Consider the following 19,602-nt stretch of genomic DNA (forward strand, 5'->3'; position numbering starts at 1 on the left):
TCCTTCCAGACAACGGACATCTACTGCTGGCTCGTTTTCGGACGCCTACTTTCAGTGCAACGCGAAGGCCGCTGGTGACACCGTTTCAGTTTTCGTTGTCAGGAATAGAAGCTACAAACGAGAATACGCCGAGCGAAACAACAAATCACAGGCCTTAACACTATGGCGACCCGCAAACTAGCAGACCTTCAAAAAGAAGCGACAGAAGCGCGTTCGCGCCTACTAATCGGAAGCTGGGACGCTGCACACCCAGACGTTGCCTTCCGGCTTGTGAGCCTCCGGGAACTTTTGAAACGACCTGAAGACGACGAAATCAACCGACACGTTGTAGTAGCGACCGTCGCTGCTTTGCAAACCTACCTTCGAGGCGTGGTCGTTGCCCTATGCAACTTCGATAACACTTACCGTGTTCGCGCGGCCGAGCTGTTACAAGAAAAGATCTCCATCAAGGATGCGCTGGGATGGATCGGCGGAGCATCAGTGAGCTTTGGCGAACTGGTCGCCCACTCGGCCACATGTAACTCAACCACCGACTACATCACTTGGATGAGTGCACTTCTCGCTGGCAACTTCCACGACCAGCTCAAAACCGCAGTACCTGAACTGGACGTCAGAAACAAAAAGCAACGCCCAGAACCAATCATCGCAGACGTCGACCTTCTGTTCAGCCGCCTTAGCGACCTGTTTCGATTGCGCCACATCCTCGCACACGAAGCAGCATCCGGCTTGCAGGTCCGCAATTCCACCGTATCCGAGATGCACAAATGTGCGTGCCTGCTGATCGAAGGCACGGACGCCGTTCTTTGGTCAACGGCGTACCAGAGCCTACCGCTAACACAAACCGAAATGAACATCCACGCAGCACAGCTTGCAACGAAAGCTGCATCCGCCATGGACGTAGAGCTGAACATCGGCCTTGCGTGCGCGAGCGACTCAACAATCACCGAATGGCTTACCAAGCATCAAGCCGAATGGATGCGTCTGTGCGACGACTGGTACAAAAACACCTATGGCTCCATGCAAGGGACCATGTGGCCCTCAGTCGCAGGCGTCGATCGCGCCCGCGTAATCGAGGCGAGAACCGAGCAAATACGTCAATGGGTCCGCGTAATCCGCCCACCCGAGAACAACGGAAAACAGCAATACTGCGGCTTCGGCGGGTCGTTCGACTACTGAAGCGCTTACCAGCCCCAACTTGATGGACTGTGCCCCATAAGCCCACGGAAGTCACGAAACACCTCAGCAGATCGCTTGTTTGACAGCCATGTCGTTTGTGTGAGGCTGAACGTGCGACCGTTCGACATCGAAAGCAGCCATTCCCACACCGCGACACCCAAGGACCGCAACGGGTCGCGTGCTGCCGATCGCGGCCTTGCGAGGTTCGGGCTGCGTATGCCACTTGCATGTGGCAGTGACCGGCCAGGTGCGGTCATTGGACTGATGGTGCTAGATTGGCGACAATCTGAAGCACCAAACTTCGAGCACTCCGACATGATCGTTAAATTCATCCTCGAAATCATCGATGCGAACACGGCGTGTCCTGCAAAGAGCTTTGCGATCGAACTGCCAGATCCGTCTGTCGTTTCCTCTTTACTGGAGGACGAGGAATTTGATGCACATTGTGTCTATGAGTTAGACGCGCACGACACGGCTAGAATCTCAGCGCATTTCGGTTTCTCGGTTGGAGAATCGGCCTCAGCAATTCTGAGACCCCGTCATTGGCTTGATGACCTTCCTTACCAGGTCCACACAAATCGGGAGCTTGCGCTGATGCTTGACGGCGTGAAACCCTTTGCCGCTTTCGCCGCAGAATATCCATCGTTGACAGACGACAGTGTGATTCCAGAGCGGCTATTCGACCGTTATGTGGCGGCTGGACGATTTGTAAAGAGAGAGTACGTCGGAACAAAGGTTCTCAAAGGCTACCGTACAAGGCGCGTTTTGTATGCGCGACCTGACGAAGCGTGGCGGATCGACGCCTATATACTTCTTTGGCATACAGGAGAAGTGACTGGCTGGAACGAAGCACTTGAACGCATGGAGGGCTTCCTTCTAGGTTACGAGGAGTGGCAGACAGACGCATACATTCTCGCGGTCAAAGCACGAATGGGTGGCCAATGAAACTAAAGTCAAATTACGATAAGACGTTCCAGTACGTCCGCAAGAACGCACGAGGCTTGACGTATGACGTTGGGTACCACCTATATCAGCGCGATGACGGTACATTTATCTACGGTTCCGAAATCGTCCAGGAAGCTTACGACGGTCGTATCGGGGGCGGGGCAAGCGTGCTGAATTTCCACGGTACCAAGGAGCAAGCCGAGGAATATCTCCGAAGCGTACTAGAGGAGACGATAGAGAAGCTGCCGGAGTATTGGGAATCGAACCGTGACAGAAATCGCAATGAGACCGATGAGGGTGCAGTCAACGATGCATGGCTGATTCGCCGGATTTTTGGATACTGGCCTGAGTTTCACGATGCGAAAATGCTTTCCGTTGCGCTGCGCCGCCGTACATCTGGTGGGAGACCATGCACGGACATGGAGTTTTCGATTCATCATTGGGGCCAAGACAATCCGAACTCGAAAGGCGAAGACGTACATTGCAAGCTCACGTTTCTCCTGGAGGACGTAGCGGGGCAGGAGTTTGTCACTGACAACGTAGCCGATCCTTCGTATATCGGCGATTTGCGCTTTTCGCGGTGCGACGACGGTCGCATCCAGGTCGATCTGGAGCCGTCCACCGGCTTTTCGCTCCTGCTCTATTGCATGGTCGCACGCGTGATGTGCGTTGAACGATATTCGCCCGAACGCGCGTAGTCATGTGATATAAGACGTAGCGTCGCCAAAGACGCGAGGATCAGAGTTACGCCTTCAGCACGTATTCCGGCTGAGGTGTCGCTTTCAGGGCCGGCTCCATAACGCAGGGGATGTTGAGAATTGGATCTCGCGGACTTCAATCGAATCTGGTCCCCGGTCTACGGGCATCCCGCCTGGTCTGTGAAGAAGGGGTACGGGAGCTTTCTTACGCTGGAGTTTGGACAGCCCGCGCTTCAGATAAGAGAGCCGCGATTCGCTTCGCCTGATGCGTCGGAACAGGTTCAAGAACTTCTAGGCCGCAGACATGTGTCGGTGACCGGTAGCTGGCACTTGTGGATCTATTGCTGCAATTGGTCAATCGCGCTGAGCGGTAAAGAGGTCGTCCACAACGAATCACCGACCGATGATATTGCGTTTGCAACGCAGCGACTCGACGGCCAAAAGCTACTGTCTGTAACGTGGGGGACGACGCTCGGTTCGTGGGTGTTCGCTTTCGACCTGGGCGGTGAGTTGAAGACATGGCCGTATGGCGAAGATCCGTCAGATGAGCAATGGCTTCTCTACGAAAGAGATTCGGGCAACGTTCTTTCCGTACGAGCGGACGGCCTCAGTTCTTATGGCGCGGGAAGCCGCACCGCGAAAGATGAAGAGTGGCGTCCGATATAAAAGCGCGAAGTGCAGTCGGACGAGAGCACAGGTCCGTTCAACGGTGAGTCTCCAAGCATTACCACATCGCCAACGCCGAACGGCGAATGGCCGCTTCGGGCGAGAGCGACTGGCTGCTTCGGGTCGCACTGGGACAAATAACCCCCCCAGGACGCTGGCCACCGACCTGCGCCGAACTTCAGTAGCCGACCCACATCGGCCCGTCGGAACTTCCAGAAACGGTCATTCGTGGTCGAATGTACTAACAGCCATGAATGCTCGAAGAGGACTTCAGCCCGAGCCGGACGATGAAAGACTCATTTCGCATCGCTCAAACCGTTGCTTAGTAAAGCATTGCCCCTCCTTTTGGCGGCTACGCGGTCGCCCGTTGACGGGGTCGGCTGCCGGTTGCGCCACGCGTTGATCGCGTCCTCGATTGCCTTGATGGAGACGTTTGCCGCGCCCGTCTGGCATGTTGCGGTCATGGGCCCCTCACTGGTGAGCGCCCCGAGATCAGCGCCCATGGGCTGCTAGCGACGGGGCGGCATAAGCGCCGTGCCGTTTCGGACTAGAATCCTCTGAGGAGGTGTCAGTCATGTCCGCTATCAAGCGCATCGATCCGGGCCATTCCGCCTATCAGGCCGCGCTGCACAGGACGACCCGCTACCCTGCGGAGCACGTCACGTTGACGGCTGGCTCCAGGAAGAGGCTGCGCCCCTGTGTGCCGCATCGAAAGGGCGGGCGCGGCAAGGTCGGCATCGGCGGCAAGTAGGTACCTGCAACCCCTGTATGGCGTCGGGCTTTAGAAGGTGGCTTGACGTGAATTGGCTGTCCGGCGCGAGGGCGGATGAAACGCGGTCGCTCCTCCAGCTCTACCCTGCCGACTTGATGTCCGCCGAAGCGTATCCGCTGCCTCCGCGCAAGGCAGGACACTCGATCGGCATTGACGGGCAGCCGTGCTGCGAGTGTCTTGAATCGTCGACGATCTACCCCTCGATGTCGAACGGCCGCTGGCCGCTTGTTGCCTGTCGTGACCGGCTGATGGCGGCGCAAATCCGATGAAAAAACTCAGAAGTGGGCATGCCGCGCGGGGAGCCGTCCGACGATGTTGTTGTCGCTGGTAATGCGCGGGAAAGTCCGAGCCGCGAATGCCGCTTCCCGCCATCCGGTAGACGCCTGCAAACCGCTCGCGGGGCTCGGGTGATATCGACGCGTGTCCCGGACCCGCCAGCGGTTTCTACGGGCCTTAAGGTGAGCTTTTTCGGGAGCAGTGCGCGGTCACACACCTTGAGCAGCATTCGCCCGATGCTCGCGCCGTACCGGTTCGCTTCGGTAATGCACCTCGACGCGCATTTTCGCGCGCAGGTTGGCACCGACAGAATCGCCGAGCTGTACCTGTCGGTTTTCATTTGGCTGCCTCAAGCCGCTCGCGCAACCAGTCGGTCACTGTAGCTTCCGGTGGACAGCCATATTCGAGCAGCACGAACCGGATATCGTTAAGCACCTGTTGAACCGTGTCGTACACGTAACGCGACACGTAGTTCTCCTGATCCTGTCCGAACACCGTCCCTACTTCGATGTCGATCAGCGCGAGGCGCATGCGACCCAGCAGCTCGCGCTGTGAGAGCGTCAGGTTCCTGTCACGCAGGGTGCGCGTGGCGTCTTCAGCCAGCCGCTCACGCTGCCGTGACTGCAACTGCGCGATGCCCTTCAGGGTTTCATGTTTCATGATTTGGTCCCCGTTTCATTTTTGTCGCGCCGGTCAAAGCGGGCGTGTGATTATTGGTCGCCTGTCCGATTGCGCGCTGCAATCTATGCGAGCAGTAGCGCGCCCGGTTCAGGCCACGGCAAAAACTTCCCCCATGCCGTGGATCAACAATACCCATTTTCCGATGATTTTCTGTGCGCTGATGCGCATTGGGCGATACCCCTACCGTCGTTGGAATCGCGGCGAAGAAAAAAACACCCCGACCGCGTTCTCGGCGGCCTTGCCCGTAGAGATGGAATACCCCCCTACACCCTGCGGGAAGGCCCGCCAAGGCCACCAGACGGCCCGCCACGGGCGTGCGCGCCGCCGGTTGACGTGCGCAGGTCCGACTTGCGGCAGGCCGTTGCGAGATGTTTTCGGTTCAGACCACAAGGCACGCCGATTACCGCACCCGGCCGTCGCGCCCGTGTAGGCAGTCACATTGCATCGAGTGCAGTTGATAAACCCGCCCTCGGCAATCTTCCCCAAACAAGTACAGACCACCGGGGGGTCTCAGTCTTGAAACACTAACGCCCGAATCTGTGGCTTGAAGAAGGTTGGTTGTGGCTCTTAGCCGATGGATACGCTGCGCCCGAGGCAATGGCACGCTTAATGCCTATCGCAATCGAAAGGGGGAGTCAAAAATGACAAAGTTTAAAATTGCACTTGTTGCCTTTCTTGGGTTGCTGTTGGGAGCACCGGCGTTTGCTCAGTCGAGCAGAGAGTTGCAACGTGCATTCATGAAGATCGATGCACAGATCGAGACAGGCATAAATTATCGGGTTTACAACGTACTCGTCGGCGACGCAAACCTTGAATTAAAATTGTATGCTGCGTCGAAGGAAGGAGTGCAACACCCGCAGGCCATAGCTAGCTTCAAGAGTTCCCTCCTCCAGTACGCTTTCGCCGCTACTCTTTGGGAGCGCAAGTTGCAGGGTGCAGGCTGGAATACAATTTCTCCTACCGAGCCGATGTATCAAGGATTATTGACTTCATATCCCGATGCAACGAAGTCATTAAAGGAAGGCGGCGCCATGTTTGATGATAGAACGCTGAGCATTGAGTTTCTACTACCTCTTATCTGGCAACGCGCCGTTGAGCAAAGCAAGCTGGCAATGAGCTTGATGTAAAGCTTCTTCGATGGTCGCGACGGACGCGCGCCAATTCCCGAAACCGCCGCCGTCGCACGCCCCTGACCACCGCCAACCGTAGACGCGCCGGAGGTTCTGCGGCATCACATCGCGCTTTCGAGAAAGTCCGTGATTGCATCACGACTCGGAGTGATGCCTCTCAACTGAAGAACGGCACCTGCATTGCCTCGATGATAAATTCCGTGCAGGCAAACATGCAGAATGATCTCGCCTCGCCGCATGCGCGCCGGCTTTCCGCTGGTAAAGACGAAATCGACAGGCTGCTCGAAATCGCTCTCCGCCAAACTATCTAAGTAAGATGCGTACCAGTCGTCGACCGCTGTCGCACTGCTCGCAAGCGCATGCAACTCCGGGAGCTTTTCCGATCGCGCCGCCTGAAACCTGTGCGACAGTCCCTGTAGGTGATGCTGAAAGATTCTGTCAACCACATGTATATGGTCGAGGATGCGTAGCATGACCGAGGCGTCCTCGTTGGTTAGTCGCTCGAAATTCTCGCTGACGACATCGTAGAGTCCGCGATCGGCCCATCGTTTGATGGCAATAAGTTTGGAGTAAGGCTGACAGATCATGAGAGGTTTCCTTCCACCGCCGAGGTAGCGATGCACGTTTGATCCAGGTTGGCTTCCCCGTTGCTATTCGATTCGCCAGATGCATAATACGAGCGGTAGCTCGTATTTACCTACTCGCATTTTGGAGCCCGGCAAATGGCGCGGAAGCCGCTCACGAAACCCAGGAAACACGCCTCTCAAGAGAGATCGCGCGCGACGGTCGACGCACTGATTGAAGCGACCGCTCGCATTTTGGTCAGAGACGGCTTCGATAAAGCCAGCACCAACCGTATCGCCGAAAAGGCGGGCGTGAGCGTTGGTTCGCTCTATCAGTATTTCCCCAGCAAAGAGGCGCTCGTTGCTGCTGTCGTAGAGCGCCATAATCAGGAACTGATGGAGGTGGTCCGTGCCGCTCTCGCAGAGGTTGCAGTGCTCCCGATGGAGCAGGCGGTGCGCAAGCTTGTTGCCGCAGCGATCCAGGCGCATCGCATCGATCCCGGACTGCATCGCGTGCTTGCGGAGCAGATTCCGCGTACGGGAAGGCCTGGGAACACAGAAGTCTTGAATCGGGAAACCTATGCCTTGTTCAGGGCCTACCTCGAAGCCCACTGCGATGAGTTTCGCGAAGTCGACCTGGGGCTTGCAACATTTGTGTGCGTTACATCAATAGAGGCGCTGACACATACAGCGGTCCTAGACCATTCTGAAAGTCTCTCGGACGAAGCGTTTGAAGCGCTCGTCGACGAGGCCACACGGCTCGTAGTCCGCTATCTGCAATAGTCACTCTCCAATTGTTTGTGACTGCATGAACCCAGCCGAACCCGGATATGCGAAGTCGGTTGCCATCGCAGTTGCTTCGCGGTTCCGCCAAGCGCGCGGCAATTTGAGTTCTCGAAAAGCTGCGGCGCGCATGCGGCATGGCAGCGCAAGCTTTTGAAGAGAGTGTGACCAGCCGCACGATCCGCCTGGAAAAATCCTTATAGATTATCGGATGTGGATTCCCCACGAACAACAACGCAGTTGACTCCCGAGCCGAAGCTCGGCGTAGGTCAAGGAGGACTCCATGAAGCGAGGTCCGATTCGAATATTCTTGTCGGCTCTGTGCCTTGTAATGGCCGCCGCCCTTCTCCCGGCGCATGCCCAGGTGCGAACGCTCGATCGGGCGCTGGCCGCGAACCAGGCGACCGGAGCTGCGGACACCTCGACCGTGCAGCAGAGCGTGCGCACCGGCAATCCCTTGCCGGGACATTCGCCGCGAAACCGTCCTTCCGTCGTGGGAAATGGTGCCGGCCTGCCGCTGCCGCACTGGTCCAGTTCGTTTCGCACCGGAGGCATCGATTACCCGTTCACGGTGATCGGTGCCGATCCGGCCAGCGGGCAGACCAGCGTCATTCCGACCATCATCTTGCCCTATCGATTCGTCTTCTCGGACGGCACGATCCTGGACGCCACCACTGACGTCGTCGACGGCATCACGCCGTTGAACGGAGTCCTCGGCTCGCCCGCCTTTCAGCGCTATCCGTTCCAGGCAGGACCCACGCCGCTCGGGACGACGCAATGGGGCGACGCTTTCATGCGCGCCAACTTCTGGTCGGTTCACTCAGACCAGGGCCCCGGCTATCACGTGCTGCTTGCCACGCCAACCGTGCTGGCGCCGGTGACGATCCCTGTGCCTGCCGACATCGGCTATACCTTCGTGGTCGGAGGCCAACGCTACGGCGTCGTCGATTTCTGGTGGCTGACGGACGTCCAGACTACGGTGATGCGCACGTTGGGCGTCAGCCCCGATGTGCTGACCATCCATCTGGCTTCGACGGTGATCTACAGCACCCAGGAGGGCGGGAATTTTCTGGGCTACCATTCGGCGACCGATCTCAGCGCGACAACCCATGTGCCGGGTATCAACACGTACATCCAAACCAGCTACTTTCCGGCAGCGGCCTTTGGAGGCCGTTTCGGCAACGTGACCGTGCTGGCGCACGAAGTGGTCGAGTGGCTCAATGATCCGCTGCTCAACAACGCTCCGCCCGTCTGGCGTGACCCGGTAGTGGCCCATTACTGCTGGAATTACCTGATGGAAGTTGCCGACCCGCTGGAGCGACTGGTGGGCTTCCAGGTCACCCTGAACGGCCGCAGCTACTTGCTGCCCGACGCGGTCTTTCAGCCGTGGTTCTCGCGCATGCCGGTCAGCTTCTCCGCCAATGGCTGGTATTCCTTTGCCAACCGGCTCAGTTCTTATTCCGAGAAGTGCCCGGTGTTCGAGATCTACGCAACAGCGGCGCTGCGCTTCCTCGATGTGGACACCACGGTGTTCACCGGCATCAACAACAGCAAGCAGGTCGTCGGCTACGTGACGTTCGGCACTGCGCTCGGCAGCTTTCGCCTCGACAATGTCGATCCGGTCAATGGTTGGCCGGTTACGGTCACGTCGATCTACGTGCCCGGCTCCCGGTTGACCCTGGCCAACAAGATCAATGATCAGGGGCAGGTCGTGGGCATTCAGGTCGACAGCGGCGGCGCAATGCACGGCTTCCTGCTGAGCAACGGCCAGTACAGCTCGGTCGACTTTCCAGGCGCCATCGCCACCGAGGCCCTGGCAATCAACAACGCACCGGTGCCGGTGATCGTCGGCAATTTCACCGACGCGACGGGGGTGACCCACGGCTTCGTACTCAGGAACGGCGTGTATCGGCAGATCGACTATCCGTTCGCAACCGATGTCTCCATCACCGGCATCAACGACAGCGAACAGATCGTTGGCCTCTACGACGACGCTCCGGCCCCTGGTGTGCACGGATTCGTCGGCAACCTGGGGACGGCAACGGCCCTCGAATTCCCGCCGCTCCCCCGCGGCAGTACGAGCGCGGGCGGTATCAACAACGCGGGCAATGTGATCGGGACGGTCCGAACCACGGGCGGCGCACCCATCGGCTTCCTGTTCGGAGCCGGCAACTACGAGGACGTCGCGCTCGGCACAGGTTTTCCGACTTTGATGAACGACATCAACAATGCAGACTTGGCGGTTGGTAACTTCTACGACAGAACGACGGGATCCTGGGGGGCGATCGCCGTGCCCCTGTCATTGACCCCAGGGCGCTCAGAACCGCCCGCGCCAATGCTGCTTCGAATGCCGGCGGGTATGTTCGGGCGGTGAGGTTTGTCGACTGCTTCTCGTCCGTCCCACGGAGGGGCAAACGAGCGACCGCTTTGCGGCAGGGAAGTCGTCGAGGTGAATAGCCGGATTGGGTGTGCGCCGTGAAAAGGTGGCGCTTTCCAGCGGGTGCAAGCCCCGCCCGGCAAATGCTCCAGCCGGAAGCAACCGGAATGGTCGCCTCCCCCCGTAAGGGCCGACGAACATCGCAGCCCGGAGGAGTGAGAGGATATGGAAGAGGGTTCCCGCGGCCAGCACTTTGGATAGTCGTTTTTTCCGGCCAATGTATATGTAGTGAAGGACATCATCCTACCTGGAAAGACCCACCGGTGCTGATCCCATACGAACCGACCCAAAAGAAAGCCTACCGGTTAAGGTCGGCTAAAGATTCTGGCTATTCCGAGGGCCGTGCCAGAACCTGAGAGAGGGTTATGCGCAAGATCCCCACCGGCTGGTCGCGGTATCTGAAACATCATGGCTCACGCAAACGCCAGTTTTGGCTGGCGAGCGCCGTGACGCGCGTCGCGCTGTACCGAGGGTTCAGGCTATTGACGCGTGACAGATTCCCGACCCAGTGCGGCGAGGATGGCATTGGTGAGCCCAAGCAACACCGAGTGATATTCGGCGGGCAACGCCACATCGTCCATCTGCGCCATGGCGTCTTCAATGCCCCGGCGAAACGACCGGGCGACCTCGGCGCGCTGCGACGTCGAGAGGTGCAGCAGGGCCGCGTCAAAAAAAGCACCCAGCACCATGGCCCGCGCGCCAAGCATGCTCATGGTCTTCGTGTTGGTGGTCACAAGCCCGGCCATCTTTCCCAGAACCTCGTTAGCATTGTCCATTTTTCAGACTCGCTCAGAATGTCTGCCAGTGCTCAGCACCGGTATCTGTCGCGGCCGCGGCGTCCCTGTCTGTGGTCATGGCTGGCGTCGTCTTCGTCTTTGTCGACGTTGCATGAGGGGGCGTGCGAACTGTCGGTGCCGGCCGACGCGATTCGTTCCGCGGGGCGACCACTCGGGACGCGGATGGCCCCGTATCTTCAATCCTGAAGACGGCCACGGCCTCACGCAACTCCTGGGCCTGCTGGGCCATCGACTGCGTAGCGGCCGCGGCTTCTTCGACGAGCGCGGCGTTCTGCTGGGTCACCTGGTCCATCTGGCTGACCGCCTGGTTCACCTGCTCGATGCCGGTGCTCTGTTCTTCCGACGCCGACGAGATTTCGCTCACAATATCGGTTACGCGCTTCACTGACTCGACGATTTCGTTGATCGTGGTGCCCGCTTCCTCGACGAGCTTCGAGCCGGCGTCCACCCGATTCACAGACTCGCTGATCAGGTCCTTGATTTCCTTGGCCGCAGTGGCGCTGCGTTGGGCGAGCGTGCGGACCTCTCCGGCCACGACGGCAAATCCCCGACCCTGTTCGCCGGCGCGGGCCGCCTCGACCGCCGCGTTGAGCGCCAGGATGTTGGTCTGGAACGCGATGCCCTCGATCACGTTGATGATCTCGGACATTTTGGCTGAGCTGCCAGAGATCTCTTGCATCGTGTCGACGACACGCCCGACCACTTCGCCACCGCGCCGTGCGATGCCCGACGCTGCGCTGGCCAGCGTGGTTGCCTGTCTTGCGTTATTCGCGTTATGACGGACCGTGCTGGTCAGCTCTTCCATGCTGGAGGCGGTTTCCTCCAGTGACGCCGCCTGCTCTTCAGTGCGCTGAGACAGATCGGTGTTGCCCTGGGCGATTTCGCCGGCAGCAACTGAGATCGACTCGCTGGAGGTCTGGATGCCCCGCACGATTCTGGTCAACTGGTCTTTCATGGCACCCAGTGAGAACATCAGGCTGCTGCAATCGCCCGCCTTCAACCGGACCACCGTGAGCAGGTTGCCGTCCGCGATGTCGCTGGCGAGTGCCGCCGCGTCGCGTGGCTCCCCCCCAAGCTGCTGTGCCAGACCGCGCGCAATGACCAGCGCCAACGCCAGTGCAATTACCGTTGCGATGACGATCAGTCCGACCACCAGGGCAACAGCATGCGAATACGCACGGTCTGCCGCCTCGCCTTCCCGGGCCGCCCCCGCGACGTTGACGTCGACGATCGTCTTGATGTCTTTTTCCATGGCCCCGCGAATCTCACCCAACTGACCTCGTAACAGGTCTATCGCGTCGGCCTGCTTGCTCTCTTTCACCAGGGCCCGGAGTTGCTGATCGAGGTCCAGGTATTGCGGCATGAGTCTCTGAATGTCTGCGTAGGCGGCTTTCTCCTCCGGCTCGGTGATAAGCTTCTCGTATTCGGCCGCGGGACGCCGGTAGTCTGCGAATCCCGCCTCGATCCGGGTTTCCGCTTCTTGGGCTTGGGCTGGCGTCAGCGACGAGGCGGCCCGGAATTCGGCGAGGCGAATCGCGCGGAGGCCGGACTGCATCTGCAGGCTGCTGCGCACGGAAGGTAGCCAGTTGTCACGTAGCTGCGCCACATGATTGTTTTCAGCGCTCACCTCGAAGAGGCTCAACGCACCCAGACCGATCAGCAGAGCGATCACAGCAGAGAAGCCCAGCATCAGCTGGGTCAATACCCTAAGATTTTTCAGAGATGGCACAGTAAATTCCCTCGGTATTTGATTTTTTGAGATTCTGACAAATTGTATTTTTAATATAATAACGACACGGCAAAACCAAACTTGACCCCAAACTGCTTGTTTGAAAGTCTTTGGACAAAATGGGTGGTGGTATTAATTCAAGTGTCCGGCGGATCGAACGCAAAACTGCTGCCCCGGCCAGCGCCAGGCATCGCGCCCGCTTGACATGAAGTCTGTGAACGCCGACGCGGCAACACGCAACGGCTGACTTCTCGTCTAAATTTGCGGATCTCAGCCATGAGTGGCTGCAATTCTTCTAAGTTCGGGTGTTCGTAGTAGTTAGCCGAGAGGCGGTGATGGGTCGACTACCGCCGGTCGCGACCTCGCGGCCGGCTCACCTGACCTGAAGTTTCGGCTTACCATGGTTGGCACTGGCGCAGGCTCTGTTAACTTCGACGGGACCCATACGGACGCCCGTCGACTCGGCAGCGCGGATCGCGCGGCGTGACGATCGAGCGCGAAACAAGGAGGGTGCACGATGCGCGCACGAAGTGTGAACCACGGGCGGCGCGATTTTCTTCGCAGGTCGGGTGCGGTGCCGTCCACGTTGCTGCTGTTGGCGCTCGGAAAAACCGACGAAGGCCGGGCCGACGCAGTTTCACCGACGCCCGCCTGCGACGACGGTCACGGACCGACGCCGCGGCAGACGGCAGGCCCGTTCTTCCTGCCGCACTCGCCGCAACGCGCATCGTTGCTCGAACCGGGGATCAATGGATCGAAGATCGTCCTGACCGGGCAGGTGCTGTCGACACGATGCAGGGCGGTGTCCGGGGCTTTGCTCGATTTCTGGCACGCTAATGACGCCGGGGAATACGACGCCGAGGGGTTCCGGCTGCGCGGTCACCAATTCGCCGACAGCGAGGGACGCTACCGCCTCGAGACCATCGTGCCGGGTCTGTATCCGGGACGCACACGACACTTCCATGTGACGGTGCAAGCGCCGAACGGGCCTACCCTCACGACCCAACTTTACTTTCCGGGCGAGCAGCGCAACGCTCGCGATTTCCTGTTTGATCGCCGGCTGCTGATGACGATCGACGACCACGGCGGGCGCAAGGCGGCCCGGTTCGATTTCGTGCTCGCGTTCGCGTAGCGCAAGTCACGGATTTCGATGGCGCCCAGGATCTCATTCCGGTCAGCCGAAGACGCCCGCGTCGAGATCTCTCGTGAAATGCTGTAGCCAATCGCTTTCGTCGCATAACGGGTATTCCTTCGTAACCTGCGTCGATAGCCTGGTTATGCAGACATAGCCCTGTAGACCGCAGTTCTCGTCACTCTTGGGATCTGTCGTGTCGGCTTCCCGAAGATCGAAATCTCCTTCTGCCAAACCGTTGCGCTGCAAGGTCGCGAGAAAATCTTTGTGTTCATCTGCTTCGATCAGGCGCATGTTCGTCCCCCCGACGTGTTCAACAGAGATATCGTCAACCGATGCCAGTATGCTCTCGGCCGCCGCTTTCGGCTCGAGCCGGGCCGACTCGGTCTCATCAAACGCGTCATCGTTGTATAGACTTGAGCTAGGCTGGGGCGCTCCCCAGCGTTGTGAAGGAGGCCAGGTCATGCTGACGCAGCGAACGAAGGACATCGTCAAGGCCACCGCGCCCGTTCTGGCCGAATATGGCTACCCCATCATCCAGCGCTTTTATCAGCGCCTGTTCGAGACTCATCCTGAACTGAAGAATGTATTCAACATGGCACATCAGGAACAGGGGCAGCAACAGCAGGCGCTGGCGCGTGCCGTCTATGCGTACGCGGAAAATATCGAGGACCCCGCGAGCCTCACGGCAGTGCTGAAAAACATTGCCAACAAGCATGCGAGCCTCGGCGTGCTGCCGGAGCACTATCCGATCGTCGGCGAGCACCTGCTTGGCGCCATCAAGGACGTGCTCGGGACCGCGGCGACCGAGGATATTGTTTCCGCCTGGGCACAGGCCTACAGCAACCTGGCGGACATGCTGATGGGCATGGAAAGTGAGTTATACGAAGGCTCCGCGGAGAGGCTGGGCGGCTGGACCGGCTGGCGCACCTTCGTCGTTCGCGAGAAGCGGCCGGAAAGCACCGTCATCACATCCTTCGTCTTTGAACCGGCCGATGGCGGACCCGTCGCCAACTTCGAACCCGGGCAATACACCAGTATCGCCGTGAACGTGCCGGCTCTGGGTTTGCAGCAGATTCGGCAGTACAGCCTCTCGGATATGCCAAACGGACGCAGCTACCGCATCTCGGTCAAGCGCGAGAGCGGCGGTTCGCACCCGCCAGGCTATGTCTCCTGCCTGTTGCACGATCACGTCAATGTCGGAGACGAGGTCAGGCTTGCCGCGCCATATGGCAGTTTCCATATCGATGTGAGCGCCAGGACGCCTATCGTGCTGATCAGCGGAGGCGTGGGGCTGACGCCGATGATCAGCATGCTCAAGAAGGCCATACAGGATCCGCAGCGGCAGGTGGTATTTGTCCACGGTGCTCGCAACGGCGCGGTGCATGCCATGCGTGACCGGCTGCGTGAGACAGCCGCAGCGCATGCCAATTTTCATCTGGTGGTGTTTTATGACGAGCCGCTGCCCCAGGATACTCAGAGCCGTGACTACGATCACGCGGGCTTCGTCGACGTCAATCTGATCAAGAGTTCGATCCTGTTGCCGGACGCCGATTACTACATCTGCGGACCGATCCCCTTTATGCGCATGCAACATGACGCGCTAAAGGAACTCAGCATCCATGACGCCCGCATTCACTACGAAGTGTTTGGTCCGGACCTGTTCGCCGAATAAGCACGGCTGGCGTAGACCGGTTAAAACTGTCGCCGTTGCGACAGTAAATGTGTCACCGGCGACGGCCGGTTCGTGGAGCGACTCGCGAGTTTCACCGCTGTCGGCTGGCGGTCGGAACACAAGCCGGTAGTCGTCCGGTGCCGCGCGCGATGGCGACGTCTCAATGCGGACGTTGGTGGGCGCTGTCGTGCGGACACTCGAAGGTCGGCTCTACTCGGACAGGGGGCGCTTAGCCGGCCGCTACGCTGTCACGTCGTCGGCCGAAGCGTACATTTGCGCAGCGCGGCAACGGACGCCATGCCGATGTCCGCTTCTGCTGCTCCTCCAGAAATGTCGGTGCTTTGCTGTGCTTTTGTCAATGGCAGGTCAAATACGGTGACGATATCTGAGACTCACCTCTACTTCTCGGCGGGCAGGTTCGTCGCATTTTTCTGTTCACTGACTGGCCGCCGAAGGTGCAAGTTCGCTTCCCCTGCGCTGCACGTCCGAGTTCACAATGTGCCCTCCCGCGCGATTTCCGATCGTCCGCTGCAGGCTCAGGAGGGAAGCTGGTGAAGCGCGGTTGGGAGTGGCGTTCGCCCCCTCTCGAGAGCCAGCCGGCCTTGATGTCGGAACCGGTTGTAACTCGGCGTTCGGGCCGGATCGTGCTGCGCACACAACGCCCTTGCTGTCGCCGACCGTTTGGTAGCTTGGCTGGCTGATTCTCTCAGTCATTCTTTTGCCTCGCCGAGTTTCCAGGTTAAAGCAGCTGGAGCGCCCGTCGATTTTCGTCGGCGTTGCCCTATCGCCACAAGCATCGATTCTTGGAGGTCAAGGTACCAGCTAGGGTATGCGCAGGCAGTTTGCTGGGTGGCAGGCATTAATCGTCGTCCTCCTCATGCTCACGATGTTTCCAGCCCTTGTGCCAGCCATTGTCGTGCCATTGCCGGCGGTCCCTGTACTCGGCCTCATATCCGTGGCCGTAGGCAACGGGCGCTTGCGCGTACACGATGGGAGGCTCCTGATACACGGCTGGGGGGCGCTCGTATACGACGGGAGCCGCTTCAAAGACGACGGTTGGCGGCGCTTCATACACGGGAACGTATCGCGCCGAACGGAGGCGATCCCGCGTGGCGAAATCGCCCGCACGACCAGGCCGCCCCGTAACAAACTGCGGTGCAGCGAAATCCCGGGAAGGCACAGCGCCGTAATCGAACGGAGCGGAAGGTGCGTGCCGGGCGATCTCAGCACGGGAAACTGCAGTTCCGCGAGAAGAAGCCGACGATGATGGCGCGCCACGACCGGACGAAGACGTCTGTCGCCTTGGCGGTGTCGATCGGGTGATGCCGAGCGCCTGCCGCACGCTCGCCATAAAGTGCGACGCCCAATTCCCGCGATTTTGGGGCACGCCGTTGCCCCCTTTGCCAGGCCGCCCTGTAGCTGGCCGCGGTGCAGCAGAACCCCGGGAAGGTGCCGCGCGGCGGTCGAACGAAGTGGAAGGCGTAGGCGGGGCGAGTTCGGTACGGGCGATTGCGGTTGCGCGAGCAGAAGTTGCGGTTGACGGCTTGACCGGACCGGACGAAGACACTTGTTGCGTCGGCGATGCCGGTCCGGTTATCCCGAGCACCTGCTGTGTGCTCGCCTTCGATTCGACGTGGGCGCTCTGATCATGGTTGGGCCAGACATCATACGTGACGGCACCCACGACCCCCACGACCCCGAAGGCCAATGCGCTTGCCGACGCAACCCAAAGCTCGGTGCGTCCGAACAGCGTAGGCGGTGCGGCCGGTACTGGATCAACTGCAAGATTGGCGTACACAGCCAGGCTACCTGAACCCAGATGCAGCAACCCCGGCCGTCCGGGCACGGCGCCGGCCTTCGATTCATTTCGTCTGATCTGTCGATAGACTTTGCTCACACTTGTGTGCAGCAGAGGGAACCTCCTGAAGAGGATGATGAGCGAAACGATCACGCACATCAGCGTGTTGGCCAGATTCATCCAGAACATCCCATTCGGAATTCCCCGGCTCATCTCGAGGAGCATGAGTGCGAACGTGCCATTGCTGAGAGCCCAGCTTGCCCAACTGAGCAGACTGTGGCTGCGCACGTCTGCTTCCCTCGCGAGGAGTTTTCCGATGGTCGGAAGGTACGTCAGGATGCGCGCCCCATTCCAGAACAGGAACATCGCGCTAAGAGCCTGGATGTAGAGTTCGTGAGACATCTCGACTCCCTTGCCATGCATGGCAGGCCGGCTCCGGCCACTACGATCATCCGCATCGTCTAGTCGCCAACATTGAGATTAGGCATGAAAAGCATGCCAACACCGCGTCCGGTCGCCCGTCCGGTGGTCCGATTTGCCGGCCGCGTGGGTAGCAACGTTTTCATAGCGCACCGGCTCATGATAGAAAACTTGTCGGAACATCGCTGCTCCCCGTCTTCTATCGCCTATGGATGTGCTGAACGAGCCGGTGAATCGGTGAATCTGAGACGTCCCGGCGACTTGAAGGTGGACAAGTCGCAGCACCGAGGGTGCGCCTTCTCGTTCGGGTCACTGGAGATAGACGTTTGTCAGCTTCCGTCGAACGGCAGCAGCAGATTCAAGCCGGCTATCCGCTAACCTTTCCCTTGTCGGACACCTGACCTCGTGGGTCTTCCCGCGAATGACGAGGACTCGCTGACTCGGTGTTTACTCGTCACGCATGAAAATGCGGATCGACGCCCAGAGGACAGTAGCGATTAGCTGTACCACGGTCATGCCAATCATGTCCGGCTCAAACGAGCCCGTCTTGTCTCGGGGAAAGCCCACCAGATAGGGACCGACAAAGGCGCCGAACGCGCCGATCGAGTTGATCAAGGCCAGACCACCAGCCGCTGGCTGACCGGACAGGATGCGCCTCGGCATCATAGAGAAAATCGTACAGGCAGGGATCGTGCGGACGAGGGCGGCGGTAATGCCAGTAATGCCGATCAATTGATGAACATCCACTGCCAGTCGGCCAGGCCGAGTACGCCAGTTCAACCGGCGCAACCACGCTGAGACCCGGCCACCGATGAGCGAGGAAATCGGCGTCGACACCGTGAACCAGGCGAGCACTGGGTTCGGTACTGCGCGGGAACAGGCATTTCACATGCGTGCGCCTTTGTAGGACACTCGGATGGCTGCTCTGCTCTGGAAAGGTGCCGTTGAGGTTCGCCGACTCCAACGGCGCTTCAGGGTCGAGACGGTGGTCATCCGTCACAGTGCGGCTGGAGATGGCCGGTTGAGCACGAATAGGACTGCGCCGGAAAGCGGCCGCACGAACCCATACGTAGCATCGTTTCGTGCGGCCGGCATTGGCCGCGCTAGATTTCAGTCTGCTCCGAGATTTCAAGCGCGTCGTCGACTTCGATGCCAAGGTATCTGATTGTGCTTTCAATCTTGCTATGGCCGAGCAACAACTGGACGGCCCTGAGGTTCTTCGTGCGTTTGTAAATCAAAGTTGCCTTGGTACGGCGCATGGAATGTGTGCCGTAGACCGTCGGGTCAAGTCCAGCCGCGCCCGCCCATCGATGTATCATCCGCGCATATTGCCGCGTTGAAAGGTGTGGGGACGCCGATAGTCGACTGGGGAAAAGGTACTGCTCCGGCCTCAGCGCAGCCTCTTCAAGCCACACGCCGACCGCCGACCGGGTCGACTCGGTCAGTTCGAACTGTACGGGCCGCTGCGTTTTTCGCTGAACAATTAGCGCCCGCGGTAGCACCTGATTGCCGTGAGTGACATCGCGGACTCGCAGACTGACAAGGTCACAACCGCACAGTTTGCTGTCGATCGCAAGGTTGAACAAGGCGAGATCGCGGACAGCATGAGCGTTCTGAAGATAGATTCGGATGGCCCAAACGTCTTTGGGCCTCAGCGGCGGCTTCTGGCCGATCAACTTGCCTTTGTTCCACGCCTCACGAGTTTGTTCGGTCTTCATGACGGACTCCCACAGGGATCATGGGAGTTCGATTGTGTTACCCGCCCCCGACGCCCGCTTTTGGCGGATTTGCCGGAGACTCACACTCGGCCATGAAGCGACGTTCGCTCGACGGTGACATATGACTGAAACTCGCCGCGTTTCGGTCATTCGCCCCATTTGATGCCGGCTACCCGGTCAGGAAGGTTGGACGCCACTTGAGGAAC

Annotated in this window: 18 protein-coding genes; 10 read left to right on the top strand and 8 right to left on the bottom strand. The window is 59.3% G+C overall.

What is annotated here, in order from left to right; genetic code table 11:
• Window positions 1–162 precede the first annotated feature (162 nt).
• The 5 genes from WN982_RS10835 to WN982_RS10855 all read left to right on the top strand — a co-directional run bounded on the left by WN982_RS10835 (window position 163) and on the right by WN982_RS10855 (window position 4,236).
• Window positions 163–1,176 carry a hypothetical protein gene (locus WN982_RS10835; protein WP_341315682.1) on the top strand — a complete coding sequence of 338 codons (1,014 nt, stop codon included), beginning with the start codon at window positions 163–165 and terminating at the stop codon, window positions 1,174–1,176.
• A gap of 75 nt (window positions 1,177–1,251) precedes the next feature.
• Window positions 1,252–2,121, top strand: a complete 870-nt coding sequence (locus WN982_RS10840) for a hypothetical protein (protein ID WP_341315683.1) — start codon at window positions 1,252–1,254, stop codon at window positions 2,119–2,121.
• Window positions 2,118–2,819: an Imm50 family immunity protein gene (locus WN982_RS10845; protein WP_341315684.1), complete on the top strand. Its 702-nt coding sequence runs from the start codon at window positions 2,118–2,120 to the stop codon at window positions 2,817–2,819. Before WN982_RS10840 ends, WN982_RS10845 begins: the two co-directional genes overlap by 4 nt.
• A gap of 120 nt (window positions 2,820–2,939) precedes the next feature.
• A complete protein-coding gene (locus WN982_RS10850; RefSeq protein ID WP_341315685.1) occupies window positions 2,940–3,485 on the top strand; it encodes a hypothetical protein in 546 nt (181 codons plus the stop codon).
• A gap of 574 nt (window positions 3,486–4,059) precedes the next feature.
• Window positions 4,060–4,236 carry a hypothetical protein gene (locus WN982_RS10855; RefSeq protein ID WP_341312019.1) on the top strand — a complete coding sequence of 59 codons (177 nt, stop codon included), beginning with the start codon at window positions 4,060–4,062 and terminating at the stop codon, window positions 4,234–4,236.
• Window positions 4,237–4,869: 633 nt separating this feature from the next.
• Here WN982_RS10855 and WN982_RS10860 read toward each other — a convergent pair.
• Window positions 4,870–5,193, bottom strand: a complete 324-nt coding sequence (locus WN982_RS10860) for a hypothetical protein (RefSeq protein ID WP_341312020.1) — start codon at window positions 5,191–5,193, stop codon at window positions 4,870–4,872.
• A gap of 662 nt (window positions 5,194–5,855) precedes the next feature.
• Between WN982_RS10860 and WN982_RS10865 the strand changes: the two genes are divergently transcribed.
• Window positions 5,856–6,341, top strand: a complete 486-nt coding sequence (locus WN982_RS10865) for a hypothetical protein (RefSeq protein ID WP_341312021.1) — start codon at window positions 5,856–5,858, stop codon at window positions 6,339–6,341.
• Between the two features lie 104 nt (window positions 6,342–6,445).
• Here WN982_RS10865 and WN982_RS10870 read toward each other — a convergent pair whose 3' ends face one another.
• The gene (locus tag WN982_RS10870; protein ID WP_341312022.1) at window positions 6,446–6,931 is read right to left on the bottom strand and encodes a DinB family protein; all 486 of its coding nucleotides are present in this window, start codon (window positions 6,929–6,931) and stop codon (window positions 6,446–6,448) included.
• A 135-nt stretch (window positions 6,932–7,066) separates the two neighbouring features.
• Here WN982_RS10870 and WN982_RS10875 point away from each other — a divergent pair, with 135 nt between their 5' ends.
• Together WN982_RS10875 and WN982_RS10880 are read left to right on the top strand one after the other, a co-directional pair.
• The gene (locus WN982_RS10875; RefSeq protein WP_341312023.1) at window positions 7,067–7,690 is read left to right on the top strand and encodes a TetR/AcrR family transcriptional regulator; all 624 of its coding nucleotides are present in this window, start codon (window positions 7,067–7,069) and stop codon (window positions 7,688–7,690) included.
• Window positions 7,691–7,973: 283 nt separating this feature from the next.
• The gene (locus WN982_RS10880; RefSeq protein WP_341312024.1) at window positions 7,974–10,064 is read left to right on the top strand and encodes a hypothetical protein; all 2,091 of its coding nucleotides are present in this window, start codon (window positions 7,974–7,976) and stop codon (window positions 10,062–10,064) included.
• Between the two features lie 542 nt (window positions 10,065–10,606).
• On the opposite strand, the gene WN982_RS10885 is transcribed toward WN982_RS10880, so the two are convergent.
• Together WN982_RS10885 and WN982_RS10890 are read right to left on the bottom strand one after the other, a co-directional pair.
• Entirely contained in the window at window positions 10,607–10,903 is a 297-nt protein-coding gene (locus WN982_RS10885; RefSeq protein WP_341312025.1) for a hypothetical protein, read from the bottom strand.
• Window positions 10,904–10,916: 13 nt separating this feature from the next.
• Window positions 10,917–12,653: a methyl-accepting chemotaxis protein gene (locus WN982_RS10890; protein ID WP_341312026.1), complete on the bottom strand. Its 1,737-nt coding sequence runs from the start codon at window positions 12,651–12,653 to the stop codon at window positions 10,917–10,919.
• Between the two features lie 517 nt (window positions 12,654–13,170).
• On the opposite strand from WN982_RS10890, the gene WN982_RS10895 reads away from it, so the two are divergent.
• Window positions 13,171–13,785: an intradiol ring-cleavage dioxygenase gene (locus WN982_RS10895; protein WP_341312027.1), complete on the top strand. Its 615-nt coding sequence runs from the start codon at window positions 13,171–13,173 to the stop codon at window positions 13,783–13,785.
• Between the two features lie 42 nt (window positions 13,786–13,827).
• Here WN982_RS10895 and WN982_RS10900 read toward each other — a convergent pair whose 3' ends face one another.
• Window positions 13,828–14,079, bottom strand: coding sequence for a transcriptional regulator (locus WN982_RS10900; RefSeq protein WP_341315773.1), 252 nt, complete (start codon window positions 14,077–14,079; stop codon window positions 13,828–13,830).
• Between the two features lie 169 nt (window positions 14,080–14,248).
• On the opposite strand from WN982_RS10900, the gene hmpA reads away from it, so the two are divergent.
• A complete protein-coding gene (gene hmpA, locus WN982_RS10905; RefSeq protein WP_341312028.1) occupies window positions 14,249–15,460 on the top strand; it encodes an NO-inducible flavohemoprotein in 1,212 nt (403 codons plus the stop codon).
• Window positions 15,461–16,319: 859 nt separating this feature from the next.
• On the opposite strand, the gene WN982_RS10910 is transcribed toward hmpA, so the two are convergent.
• The 3 genes from WN982_RS10910 to WN982_RS10920 all read right to left on the bottom strand — a co-directional run bounded on the left by WN982_RS10910 (window position 16,320) and on the right by WN982_RS10920 (window position 19,396).
• Window positions 16,320–17,660, bottom strand: a complete 1,341-nt coding sequence (locus WN982_RS10910; RefSeq protein ID WP_341312029.1) for a hypothetical protein — start codon at window positions 17,658–17,660, stop codon at window positions 16,320–16,322.
• Between the two features lie 465 nt (window positions 17,661–18,125).
• Entirely contained in the window at window positions 18,126–18,410 is a 285-nt protein-coding gene (locus WN982_RS10915) for a hypothetical protein (protein ID WP_341312030.1), read from the bottom strand.
• 371 nt (window positions 18,411–18,781) lie between these two features.
• Entirely contained in the window at window positions 18,782–19,396 is a 615-nt protein-coding gene (locus tag WN982_RS10920; RefSeq protein ID WP_341312031.1) for a tyrosine-type recombinase/integrase, read from the bottom strand.
• Window positions 19,397–19,602: the final 206 nt, after the last annotated feature.

This window comes from Paraburkholderia sp. IMGN_8 (genome assembly GCF_038050405.1).
In the GTDB taxonomy this organism is placed as follows: domain Bacteria; phylum Pseudomonadota; class Gammaproteobacteria; order Burkholderiales; family Burkholderiaceae; genus Paraburkholderia.

Bases quoted from the DNA above. Each gene is read 5' to 3' on its own strand.
- WN982_RS10885 (WP_341312025.1), bottom strand. From the start codon at position 10,903: ATGGACAATGCTAACGAGGTTCTGGGAAAGATGGCCGGGCTTGTGACC.
- WN982_RS10865 (WP_341312021.1), top strand. From the start codon at position 5,856: ATGACAAAGTTTAAAATTGCACTTGTTGCCTTTCTTGGGTTGCTGTTG.
- WN982_RS10900 (WP_341315773.1), bottom strand. From the start codon at position 14,079: ATGCGCCTGATCGAAGCAGATGAACACAAAGATTTTCTCGCGACCTTG.
- WN982_RS10835 (WP_341315682.1), top strand. From the start codon at position 163: ATGGCGACCCGCAAACTAGCAGACCTTCAAAAAGAAGCGACAGAAGCG.
- WN982_RS10920 (WP_341312031.1), bottom strand. From the start codon at position 19,396: ATGAAGACCGAACAAACTCGTGAGGCGTGGAACAAAGGCAAGTTGATC.
- WN982_RS10880 (WP_341312024.1), top strand. From the start codon at position 7,974: ATGAAGCGAGGTCCGATTCGAATATTCTTGTCGGCTCTGTGCCTTGTA.
- WN982_RS10910 (WP_341312029.1), bottom strand. From the start codon at position 17,660: ATGTCTCACGAACTCTACATCCAGGCTCTTAGCGCGATGTTCCTGTTC.
- WN982_RS10895 (WP_341312027.1), top strand. From the start codon at position 13,171: ATGCGCGCACGAAGTGTGAACCACGGGCGGCGCGATTTTCTTCGCAGG.
- WN982_RS10855 (WP_341312019.1), top strand. From the start codon at position 4,060: ATGTCCGCTATCAAGCGCATCGATCCGGGCCATTCCGCCTATCAGGCC.
- hmpA (WP_341312028.1), top strand. From the start codon at position 14,249: ATGCTGACGCAGCGAACGAAGGACATCGTCAAGGCCACCGCGCCCGTT.
- WN982_RS10860 (WP_341312020.1), bottom strand. From the start codon at position 5,193: ATGAAACATGAAACCCTGAAGGGCATCGCGCAGTTGCAGTCACGGCAG.
- WN982_RS10870 (WP_341312022.1), bottom strand. From the start codon at position 6,931: ATGATCTGTCAGCCTTACTCCAAACTTATTGCCATCAAACGATGGGCC.
- WN982_RS10875 (WP_341312023.1), top strand. From the start codon at position 7,067: ATGGCGCGGAAGCCGCTCACGAAACCCAGGAAACACGCCTCTCAAGAG.
- WN982_RS10845 (WP_341315684.1), top strand. From the start codon at position 2,118: ATGAAACTAAAGTCAAATTACGATAAGACGTTCCAGTACGTCCGCAAG.